Below are 10,105 nucleotides of genomic sequence, written 5' to 3' on the forward strand. Positions count from 1 at the left end.
AAGTTTTGAAACAATTCTCATGCTGGCAATGAGTTTTCACAGGTCCTCAAGACTGATTGGTTCGCCAGTTTCCTGATTGCGAGCGCGTATGAGAGTTGCAAGGTCGACATCATCCAGGCGGTCCAGCATCGCTTCGTAGAGATCCGCCGAAACCAGATACGCCCTGATTCGATTGTTATCCACTACCGCGACTGGCCCGGCTTGTGTATCCCGCAAGACAGCACCGACGTTTTTCGCAAACTCGGAGATGCTGATGATTCTTTCGGCCAAAACATATTGCATGGGTCAATCTCATCTTGGATTTGTCGCCATGGAAGCTACTTGAACCAAGTTAATAAGACCCAGAAGAAACCTGTGACGAGGTTTTTCGTTTACACACCCCGCCCCTTCCTCAGCAGCACATCCAGCTGATCCACCACCTCCGCCCAATCCGCATCATCCAGAATCTCCTCACGCAGCAGCTCTGCCTGGCTCTCGTTCCAGAAGAACGCGTCCGCCAGGTGCAGTTCGGGTTTGAGCGGTGAATGGGTAGCGATGAATTTATCGATACTTTCGGCGTCATCAGGCAGGCCGAGTTGTTTGAAGAGAGATGGGAGGCTGTGGGTAGGGGATTCCATGTCTGGCTCCTTCGTGATTGCGTGTTGGATGGGTGACCGTGGCGCGGCTATTCGCGGGCAAGCCTCGCTCCCACAGGGTTTTCGCAATTCCTGTAGGAGCGAGGCTTGCCCACGATGATGGCAGTTATGTCGACGCTACGCCGACTGACTCAACTCGCACACCTCGGCATGCGGCACCATTTTCAGAAATTCCGGCACGCTCATGTGTACCAGATTGTTGTGGTTGCCGGCTTCGAGGTAGATGTCTTTCTGCCGGGTCAGCTGTGGGTCGATGACCATGTCCATCCCGTAGGATTCACCCAGTGCAGGCACGGCACCGCGTTCGCAATCGTCAAACAGGTGCGGCAGGTTGCTTTCACGGGTGATTTGCCATTCGCTGCTACCACGTACTTTGCTCAGGTCCAGATGACGGCTGGCGGGTAGCACGGCCATTAAGTAATGCCCGTGGCGATCGTCGAGAATCACCGATTTGGCGACCCGTTCGGCGGGAATGCCCGCGAGCCGAGCCGTTTCAAGGCTGCTGGCCGAGTGCGGGTGGGAAACGATGTCATATTCGCAGTGAGCCTTTTCCAGGCTGTTCTGCACGGTTTTTGCCATACGCATGATGCACCTCGGTGTCCGCAGCAACGAATCGCGGACGGTGGTTAGCTTTTGGTCTCCCTTAAAAGTCTAGGCCCGCTGGTGGGATCCGGCGGGAAATCCGCCCGTCGGACGCTGTCGACAACTGATCAAAATTCATACAAGTGCAGGCTCAACTAAACTTGTATACAGAGTCATGAACGGCTCGCGGACGGATGACTCTCCCGGAGGGTCAAGTGAACACTCGTTGCTGTGCAATTGCGCTGCTGTTGGCCTTGAGCGGATCGGTTTTCGCAGCGGACACCGTCGTCCTGCTGGTTCCCAACCCTATCGGGATCTGGCTGATCACGTTCGGCATAGCGTTTCTGATTGCCGAAGCGGCCTTGCCCAATTACGGCGTGGTCGGTCTGGGCGGCATTGTGATGTTCGTGATCGGCGCGGTGATTCTGACCAATACCGAGGTCCCTGTTCCCTTGATGATCGGCCTGGGGTTGATCAGTGCCTTGCTGCTGACTTTCCTGCTGATCCACGCCTTGAAAACCCGACCGCGCCGCAACGTCAGCGGCGATGACGCATTACTCGGCAGCGTGACGCCGGTAACGTCATTGCAGGCTGGCGATGCGTATATCGGCTGGGTGCATCTGCAAGGCGAACAATGGCAGGTATTGAGCGAAACACCGCTTCAACCGGGTCAACAGGTCCGGGTGGTGGCACGCAAGGGTCTACTGCTGGAAGTGGCCGCGGCTGACGCGGCGCCCGCAATGAACAATGATGGCGGAGAATAGTTATGGGCCTGCAACTGGGTTTTGCCGCGCTGCTGTTATTGCTGATTGCACTGGCGGGGTCGACCTTCCGCATCCTGCGCGAATATGAGCGCGGCGTGGTGTTCCAACTCGGACGCTTCTGGCAGGTCAAAGGCCCCGGCCTGATCCTGCTGATTCCGGTGGTTCAGCAAATGGTTCGCGTCGACCTGCGTACCGTGGTGCTCGACGTGCCGCCACAAGACGTGATCACCCGCGACAACGTCTCGGTCAAGGTCAATGCGGTGCTGTATTTCCGCGTGCTCGATCCGCAAAAGGCGATCATTCAGGTCGAAGACTTTCTCATGGCCACCAGCCAACTGGCGCAGACCACGTTGCGGGCGGTGCTCGGTAAACATGAGCTCGATGAATTGCTGGCCGAACGGGAACGCCTGAACGTCGACATCCAGCAAGTGCTCGATGCGCAGACCGATGCCTGGGGGATCAAGGTGGCCAACGTCGAGATCAAGCACGTGGACCTCAACGAATCGATGATTCGCGCCATCGCCAAACAGGCCGAGGCCGAACGGGAACGTCGGGCCAAGGTGATCCACGCTGAAGGCGAATTGCAGGCCTCGGAAAAACTCATGCAGGCTGCTGAAATGCTCGGGCGTCAGCCGGGAGCCATGCAATTACGTTACATGCAGACGCTGAGTTCGATTGCCGGGGACAAGAGTTCGACCATCGTCTTCCCGCTGCCGATCGAGTTGCTTAAGGGGATGGCGGATTTGTCGTCGAAATCCTGAGGCATTAATCTGCCGGCCCAAAAGATCGCAGCCTTCGGCAGCTCCTACAAAAGCTCGGGGTACACCTGTAGGAGCTGCCGAAGGCTGCGATCTTTTTCCAATGCCTCATAAGGCTCCCGCGCCCAGTGTTCCACCCGATCACGAAGCAGCATCGTGGCTTCACGACGCTTGCCATCACTGTCACCAACAAACACCTGCGACGGCTGCTTGGCATGTTGCCCCACCGCCGCAAACACTTGCCTGCGCTGCTCGAGATCCAACGCAAAGAACGTTGCCAACCGTCCCGCCATGGCCTGCGGCAGTTCGCTGTAATTCACCGCCCATCCGCCAAACGCCTGGCATTGCGCCAACCCCGACGCCAGCAATCGCCCCAACCGCCGGGCGATGTAATCCTCACGACTGCTGAACGGAAATTCCTCATCCAGCATGCTCGCCCCGATCATCCCCGGCACCATGTGCATGCCCGGACGACGCAAATGCGAGACAGCAATTTCCAGCGGATCGCGATAAAGAAACAACCACGGTGTTTCAGGAAAACACTCGCGCAGCAACGGCAGTTCACCGATGTTCCAGGCGTCGAGTTTGATCACCAGCCGTTGCTCCACGCCAAGCCGACGTTGCCCGTAGGCAGACAGCAACCCTTTGATGGCGGCACAGCGTTCGACGGCGGGCAAATCACTGCGCAGCAACGCATCCAGCGGCGGTGGTTCGCTGATGACGATGTGGTTATCGAGTTGCGCCAGCATCTGGCTGATCAGGGTCGAGCCGCAGCGGGAGGCGTGAAAGATAAAAGCGCTCGGCGTCAGATCAGGGCTGCAAACCTGCCAGTCAGCAAGGGTCGACAATGCGGTTTTCCGGCGAAACGCCTGATTGAACGGCAGCCGCAGCGCATCCTCCACCGCATCACGAAAAAACGGCTGATGCAGCCGCGTGTCACCGAACCAGCACCAGTCGACTTGCCATTGCCCGGCCTCTTGCCACACGCGGATCGGCAACCAGCCTTCGAGGTTCAGGCGCTCCATTGTTCATTCCATTGGCGACGACCGTCGCGCATCGCCGCGCGCAGTTCTTCACGGGTGAACGCAAGTCCACGCTCAGCGGCCAGTTCCAGGGTGCGGGTGATAAAGGCTTGGTTGTCCTGCAACCCCTGCAAGGACTTGCACAGCTGCGGATCGCTGGCCACCAATACCTGGAACTGCGCCAAAGCGTCTTGACCAATTTCCAGCGACGGCGTGGTTGCCAGCCCGTCGATGATTGCCTGCTCCAGCCAGGCACCGGGCCGGCAATCGAGCACCAGATGAATCCGTGCCTGAGTATCGCGATTGTCCACGCGATGAGGCAGCGACAGGTCGAGAAACCAGCATTCGCCAGCGGCCATCGGCATGCGTTGGCCGCCCAGCAGAAAGTCCACTTGGGGTGGACTGAGCAGCGGGATATGCAGACGCAAATCAGCGTCTGGTTCGCCCAGATCATAGTCGCGATGCTCGTGAATCCGCCCGCCCGGACCGAGCCGCAGCAGACGTGCACAGACGATTTCCAGCGGCAGATCCCGCAGCCCTTGCTGCCATCGAACATCTTGCAGCCAGGGCGCACGCAACAGAGTCTCGCCGCGACCGGGCGACAATTCAGTCAAGGCATCGGCCGCGGAAATCAGCGCCACGCCGCTCCAGTCGCCAGCGTAATAATCGCTATTGAAGTGGCCGTGCCAGTCGTCCTCGCCAATCGCTGCCAGTGCCTGCAGCAGCAACGGCAAATCCACCGCCACCGGCAACCGGGAGAAGGCCGGCCGACTCATCGTTTCGGCAGCACCGCGCATTCGCCGAGCCAGGTCAGCAAACGATCGAGACAGGCCTCGACCGACTGCGCGCCCGTGTCGAGCACTAGCGACGCAGACGGCGGTGGTTCGTAAGGCGCGGAGACACCGGTAAACCCCGCCAACTCACCCCGTCGAGCCCGGGCGTAATGACCTTTGGGATCACGCTGTTCACACACCGCCAACGAGGCGTTGCACCAGACTTCGCGGTAATCCTCGCCCAACCGTCGGGCGAACAATTCACGCAACTCCACCAAGGGCGCGATCATCGCCAGGATGACAATCTGCCCGTTCTCGACCAACAGCGCCGCGAGTTCGCTGGCGCGGCGGATGTTTTCCAGACGATCGCTGTCGGTAAACCCCAGATCGCGATTGAGCCCGACCCGCAGTCCGTCGCCATCGAGCACCACACTCTGCACACCGTGTTCGAACAGCTCGGCGTGCAGTGCCTGGGCCAATGTCGACTTGCCCGCGGCCGGTAAACCGGTCAGCAGAATCGCCGCGCCACGATGGCCGTTGCGGGTCTCCCTTTGGGCGCGGCTGATGCTCGCCGTCGGCGCCAGCAGGTTATTGGACCGGGGCATGGGTCACCGGCATTGAGATGTTGCCCGCCGCCCACGCCTCTTCGCGATTGGCCAAGGCGGTGGCGATGGACTGGACTTCGGTCGATTGCACTTCATCCGGCAGCGGATCGAGACCGGCGCTGGCGAAAATTTGCCCGTAAGCGTTGCGCAAGTCAGCGTAAGACAGGTCACGACGCAGATCGGCCTGCAAGGTGTTCAGCTCGCCCTGGATCAGATCCAGTTCGCCCAGCCCGGCCGCCTGATAGCGATTGCGCAGTTGGCCGACGATTTGCCCATCGATGTCTGACAGTTGCTGATTGGTCTTGAACTGCCGCATCGCCTCGCGATAGTTGGCGTTGGCCACGTAAAGCTGCGCCAGTACGGCAATCGACATCGCTTGTCGACGCGCCGTGGCGACTTCTTCACCGGCCTTGGCAACGTCGATCGCGGCGGGCGCGGAAATCACATTGAACAGGTTCCAGGTGACTTTCACCCCGTAATCCGCCCAGCCCTGCTCCACCAAAAACGAGTTGCTGTCGTAATGCCCACCGGCGGAAAACTCCAGCCCCGGCAGCAGACGCAGCATGGCTTTGCGGGTTTCGGCGGCGCTGATGCGGGTCTGGTAATCCTGCTCTCGCAATTCCGGCCGACTGGTCAGGGCTTCCTGTTCCAGGCTGGCGAGGTCGACCTTGAGTTCCGGAATGACGTAATCGTCCTGGGTCGCCAGCGTCAGATTGGTACTCGGAGGCAGGTTGATCAGGGTCGCCAGTTCGGTTTTCGCCAGCGACAGTGCGCGGCGTTGCTCTTCCAGTTGCCGAGTGGCTTCGATCAGCGAGCGCTGATAACCCAACGACTGAATCGGATCGCCGATGCGCTGTTCGCTCATGCTCTGGCTATTGTTGCGAGCGGTTTCGACCCGGGCCATCAGGCTGTCGATCTGCTTGAGCAAACGTTCGGCGGCCATGGCTCGCCAATAGGCCGAGCGTACGTCCTGAACGATGGTGTTGATCACCTTGCGCCGACGCTCCTGCACGATCAGCCGCTGATCGCCCTGCTGCTTGGCACTGATGTAACTGACACCGAAGTCGAGCACGTTCCAGACCATGGTCAGGTCCGCCACTTCACGGTCGCGGTCCTGGGAGGTCGACGGTTCCAAAGACTGGGTGCCGGTTTCCACGCTCTGGCTGCTGGAAGCGTTTACGTTATTACGCCCCACATACCCGGCGTCCAGCGCCATGCGTGGCAGCATGTCGAAACTGGCGAGGTCGAGTTGGCGCTTGGCCAAGGCCTCTTCCATGATCTTGAGCCGGCCTTCGAGGTTGTACTTCACCGCGCGGGCCATGGCCTGGTGCAGGGTCAGTGGGCCGCTGAGAGGCTCCTGCCCCGTGTACATGTTTTGCAGATCGCTTTTGGCGCGCTGTTGGCTGACGCTGCGTTCGATCGGTTCACTGGTGACTGCACACCCGCTGATCGCCAGCGCCAGCAGGCTGGCGCCGAATAACTTCTGACTTCTCTTCATCCTTGGAGCCCCCAGGTGCCGCCCTGCTTTTAATGGTTTTTTCAGGCCTGCATTTCACTGATGCCGACCTGTTGCAAAGCCGCGGCCAGGCTTTCGACCTGCCGCTGCTCGGTGTCTTTGAGTTGTTGTAATTGCTGACCAAGACTCGGTGCGCCAAACACGCCGCGCAGCCCTTGGGAAGCATCTCCTGTCCTGATTGAGTTATTGCCGAAGGTGCTCAGCGAATCCCCTTCGCTGCCAGTGTCCTGATTGAACAGATTCGACAGCGTGCTGCTGCCAAAGACCCCGCCGTCCCCCCCGCCAAAACCGAGGAAGCCGTGGCCTGAGCCATCGCCACCGCTTTCACTGCTGCTGAACACCTGCGCGATAAAGCTAGGCGTCAGCGCCCCGTGGTTCATGAATATGTCGCCCAGAGGGCGAATGCCATTGCCGATCACCCGTTGTTCAAACAGCGGGGAAAAGCTCAGCGGCGAGCCAAGATCGCCAGTGGGTGGGGTGAAGACGATTGGCTGCAATGGCACGTTAGGCTGAGCGGGCACGGTGACAGGTGGTAAGACCACAAACGCCGGCACGGTGTTGATCGTGTAGTTGTTGGAGACCGCGACGCTGTCGCCTATGTTGCCCGCCAGGTCCGTCACATTGCTGGTGTCCAGCGCAATGAAGTTGCTCGGGTCGGTGATATTCGCGGTGGGCGTGAAGGTCCCGGTCCAGGTCTTGCCGCCGTCGCTGCTGGCCAGGTTGGTCAACTCGCCGTTGGTCACGCTCAGGTCCGACAAATCGAAGTCACTGACCGCCTCGTTGAAAGTGAAGGTCACCAGCGTCGTCTGGCCAATGCCCAGGTTCGGGTTGGCAACCACGATGGTGACGGTCGGGCGAGTTGCATCGAGCGCATAGTTGTTGGAAATGGCGATGCTGGCGCCGGCATTGTCCGCCGCGTCGAGCACATTGCCAGTGTCGAGCAGGATCAGGTTGGTCGCATCGTTGAGGTTCGCGGTTGGCGTGAGCGTGGCGGTCCAAGTCACACCGCCGTTGTTGCTGACCAGGTTGGACAGCACACCATTGGCCACGCTGAGGTCCGACAAATCGAAACCGGACACCGCTTCGCTGAAGGTAAAGGTCACCGTGGTGGTTTCACCAATGCCCAGCTTATTGTCCGCGACCACAATGGTCGCGGTCGGGCGGGCGGTATCAATCGCGTAGTTGTTGGAATCGGTCACGCCGACGCCGCTGTTGCCCGACGCGTTGGTTACACCGCTGTTGTCCAGACTGATCAGGTTAGTGGTGTCCGTCACGCTGGCCGTAGGTGTAAAAGTTGCGGTCCAGGTCACGCCGCCATCGCTGGACGAAACACTGCTAAGAGTGCCGTTGGCTACGGTCAGGTCGGCGTTGCTGAAACCGCTGACCGCTTCAGAGAAGGTAATTGTCACCAGCGAAGTCTCACCGACCTTGAGGGCATTGTCGGCAACCACGATGGTAGCGGTCGGTACCTGGGTTTCCACCACATAGTTGGCCGAGTTGGTGGTGCCCGCCCCAGTATTGCCGGCCACGTCCGAGATGCCGCTGTTACTCAGGGTGATGATATTGCTAGTGTCGGTAATCCCGGCCGTCGGGGTGAAGGTCCCGGTCCAGGTGATGCCTCCGTCGCTGCTGCTCACCGCGCTCAAGGTACCGTTGGCGATGCTCAAATCACTGTTGTCGAAACCTGTCACCGCCTCGCTGAAGGTGATGGTCACCAACGCAGTTTCGCCCGGTTTCAGCGTCGTATCGCTCAGCACGATGGTGGCGGTCGGACGTAGGCTGTCGATGGCGTAGTTATTCGAATCGGTGGTGCCGGCGCCCGTGTTGCCGGCCCCATCGATCACTCCGGTGTTGTCCAGGGTAATCAGGTTGGTCGAATCGGTGACGCTCGCTGTCGGCGTCAGGGTTGCGGTGTAGGTGATGTTATCGCTAGTGCTCAGATTGCTCAGGGTACCGTTGCTGACCGTCAGGTCGGCCGTGGTAAACCCGGTCACCGCCTCCGAGAACGTAATGGTCACCACCGATGTTTGACCCACCGCCAGCGCTGCATCCGCGACCACGATGGTGGCCGTCGGACGCACGGTGTCGATGGCGTAATTGTTGGAATCGGTGGTGCCGCTACCGGCGTTGCCCGAGCCGTTTTGCACACCGCTGTTATCCAGGGTGATGACGTTACTGGTATCGGAGATGGCATTGGTCGGCGTAAAGGTTGCGGTCCAGGTGATGCCACCATCACTGCTGGTCACGGAGGTCAAGGTGCCGTTGGCGATGGTCAGGTCGGCGTTGTTGAAACCGCTGACGGCTTCACTGAAGGTGATGGTTACCAGCGACGTTTCACCGATGCTCAACGCATTGTCGGCAACGACGATGGTGGCGGTCGGCAGCACCGTATCGATGGTGTAGTTGCCGGAGTTGGTGGTGCCGCTGCCGGTGTTGCCGGCCACATCGGTCACACCGGTATTGACCAGAGTGATGACGTTGCTCGAGTCATTCACGCCGACGGTTGGGGTGAAAGTCGCGGTCCAGGTGATGCCACCGTCGCTGCTGCTCACCGCGCTCAAAGTGCCATTGGCGATACTCAGGTCGGCGTTGGTGAAACCCGTTACTGCCTCGGAGAAGGTGATGGTCACCAGCGAGGTTTCGCCGGCACTCAGGGTAGGGTCGGCCAGAACGATGGTCGCGGTCGGGCGCACGGTGTCGATGGCGTAGTTGTTGGAATCGGTGGTGCCGCTGCCAGCGTTGCCCGACAGATCGGCCACACCGGTGTTGTCCAGGGTGATCAGGTTGGTCGTGTCGTTGATGCTCGCGGAAGGCGTGAAGGTGGCGGTCCAGGTAATACCGCCGTCGCTGCTGCTCACCGTGGTCAACGTGCCGTTGGTAATGGTCAGATCCGCGTTGGTGAAACCGCTTACCGCTTCACTGAAGGTGATCGTCACCAGAGAGGTTTCGCCGATTCTCAGCGCGGTGTCCGCCACCACGATGGTGGCCGTCGGGCGCACGGTGTCTATGGCGTAGTTGTTGGAATCGGTGGTGCCGCTGCCCACGTTGCCGGTGGCGGCAGCCTGCACGCCGGTGTTGTCCAACGTGATCAGATTGGTCGTATCAGTAATGCTGGCAGTCGGGGTGAAAGTCGCCGTCCAAGTGATGCCTCCGTCACTGCTGCTCACCGCGGTCAATGTGCCGTTGGCAATCGTCAGGTCGGCGTTGGTGAAACCGCTCACGGCCTGGTTGAAGGTGATGGTCACCAGTGACGTTTCACCGATTCTCAACGCAGTGTCCGCCACCACAATCGTCGCGGTCGGCGGGGCGGTATCGATGGCGTAGTTGCCCGAAGAACTGATCCCGCTGCCGGTATTGCCCGCCAGATCCGCCACGCCGGTGTTGGCCAGGCTGATGACGTTGGTCGCGCTGACGATGCCTGCTGTCGGGGTGAACGTAGCGGTCCAGGTA

General features: G+C 60.0%; 10 protein-coding genes. 2 read left to right on the forward strand and 8 right to left on the reverse strand.

Annotation, left to right across the window (positions count from 1 at the left end; translation table 11 throughout):
- Nucleotides 1-36: 36 nt before the first annotated feature.
- The 3 genes from JFU11_RS18120 to JFU11_RS18130 all read right to left on the reverse strand — a co-directional run bounded on the left by JFU11_RS18120 (nucleotide 37) and on the right by JFU11_RS18130 (nucleotide 1,220).
- On the reverse strand, nucleotides 37-282 hold the full coding sequence (locus tag JFU11_RS18120) for a type II toxin-antitoxin system Phd/YefM family antitoxin (RefSeq protein WP_201061645.1): 246 nt from the start codon (nucleotides 280-282) through the stop codon (nucleotides 37-39).
- Between the two features lie 89 nt (nucleotides 283-371).
- On the reverse strand, nucleotides 372-617 hold the full coding sequence (locus JFU11_RS18125) for a DUF2789 domain-containing protein (protein WP_030128603.1): 246 nt from the start codon (nucleotides 615-617) through the stop codon (nucleotides 372-374).
- Nucleotides 618-752: 135 nt separating this feature from the next.
- Entirely contained in the window at nucleotides 753-1,220 is a 468-nt protein-coding gene (locus JFU11_RS18130; RefSeq protein ID WP_123719048.1) for a YbaK/EbsC family protein, read from the reverse strand.
- 212 nt (nucleotides 1,221-1,432) lie between these two features.
- Between JFU11_RS18130 and JFU11_RS18135 the strand changes: the two genes are divergently transcribed.
- Together JFU11_RS18135 and JFU11_RS18140 are read left to right on the forward strand one after the other, a co-directional pair.
- Nucleotides 1,433-1,981, forward strand: coding sequence for an NfeD family protein (locus JFU11_RS18135; protein WP_123719047.1), 549 nt, complete (start codon nucleotides 1,433-1,435; stop codon nucleotides 1,979-1,981).
- 2 nt (nucleotides 1,982-1,983) lie between these two features.
- Nucleotides 1,984-2,742, forward strand: a complete 759-nt coding sequence (locus tag JFU11_RS18140; RefSeq protein ID WP_123719046.1) for a slipin family protein — start codon at nucleotides 1,984-1,986, stop codon at nucleotides 2,740-2,742.
- Between the two features lie 44 nt (nucleotides 2,743-2,786).
- On the opposite strand, the gene JFU11_RS18145 is transcribed toward JFU11_RS18140, so the two are convergent.
- The 5 genes from JFU11_RS18145 to JFU11_RS18165 all read right to left on the reverse strand — a co-directional run.
- Entirely contained in the window at nucleotides 2,787-3,764 is a 978-nt protein-coding gene (locus JFU11_RS18145; protein ID WP_123719045.1) for a sulfotransferase family protein, read from the reverse strand.
- Nucleotides 3,752-4,537: an aspartyl/asparaginyl beta-hydroxylase domain-containing protein gene (locus tag JFU11_RS18150; protein WP_201121342.1), complete on the reverse strand. Its 786-nt coding sequence runs from the start codon at nucleotides 4,535-4,537 to the stop codon at nucleotides 3,752-3,754. The genes JFU11_RS18145 and JFU11_RS18150 overlap by 13 nt, the downstream gene beginning before the upstream one ends.
- Nucleotides 4,534-5,139: an adenylyl-sulfate kinase gene (gene cysC, locus JFU11_RS18155; protein WP_123719044.1), complete on the reverse strand. Its 606-nt coding sequence runs from the start codon at nucleotides 5,137-5,139 to the stop codon at nucleotides 4,534-4,536. Before cysC ends, JFU11_RS18150 begins: the two co-directional genes overlap by 4 nt.
- Nucleotides 5,123-6,637 carry a TolC family protein gene (locus JFU11_RS18160; protein ID WP_201061649.1) on the reverse strand — a complete coding sequence of 505 codons (1,515 nt, stop codon included), beginning with the start codon at nucleotides 6,635-6,637 and terminating at the stop codon, nucleotides 5,123-5,125. Before JFU11_RS18160 ends, cysC begins: the two co-directional genes overlap by 17 nt.
- Before the next feature lie 41 nt (nucleotides 6,638-6,678).
- A partial coding sequence (locus JFU11_RS18165; protein ID WP_201061651.1) for an Ig-like domain-containing protein occupies nucleotides 6,679-10,105 on the reverse strand: 3,427 nt, incomplete at its 5' end.

Source organism: Pseudomonas sp. TH37 (assembly GCF_016650735.1).
Taxonomy (GTDB): Bacteria; Pseudomonadota; Gammaproteobacteria; order Pseudomonadales; family Pseudomonadaceae; genus Aquipseudomonas; species Aquipseudomonas farris.

Bases quoted from the DNA above. Each gene is read 5' to 3' on its own strand.
- JFU11_RS18150 (WP_201121342.1), bottom strand. From the start codon at position 4,537: ATGAGTCGGCCGGCCTTCTCCCGGTTGCCGGTGGCGGTGGATTTGCCG.
- JFU11_RS18130 (WP_123719048.1), bottom strand. From the start codon at position 1,220: ATGCGTATGGCAAAAACCGTGCAGAACAGCCTGGAAAAGGCTCACTGC.
- JFU11_RS18145 (WP_123719045.1), bottom strand. From the start codon at position 3,764: ATGGAGCGCCTGAACCTCGAAGGCTGGTTGCCGATCCGCGTGTGGCAA.
- JFU11_RS18125 (WP_030128603.1), bottom strand. From the start codon at position 617: ATGGAATCCCCTACCCACAGCCTCCCATCTCTCTTCAAACAACTCGGC.
- cysC (WP_123719044.1), bottom strand. From the start codon at position 5,139: ATGCCCCGGTCCAATAACCTGCTGGCGCCGACGGCGAGCATCAGCCGC.
- JFU11_RS18140 (WP_123719046.1), top strand. From the start codon at position 1,984: ATGGGCCTGCAACTGGGTTTTGCCGCGCTGCTGTTATTGCTGATTGCA.
- JFU11_RS18120 (WP_201061645.1), bottom strand. From the start codon at position 282: ATGCAATATGTTTTGGCCGAAAGAATCATCAGCATCTCCGAGTTTGCG.
- JFU11_RS18160 (WP_201061649.1), bottom strand. From the start codon at position 6,637: ATGAAGAGAAGTCAGAAGTTATTCGGCGCCAGCCTGCTGGCGCTGGCG.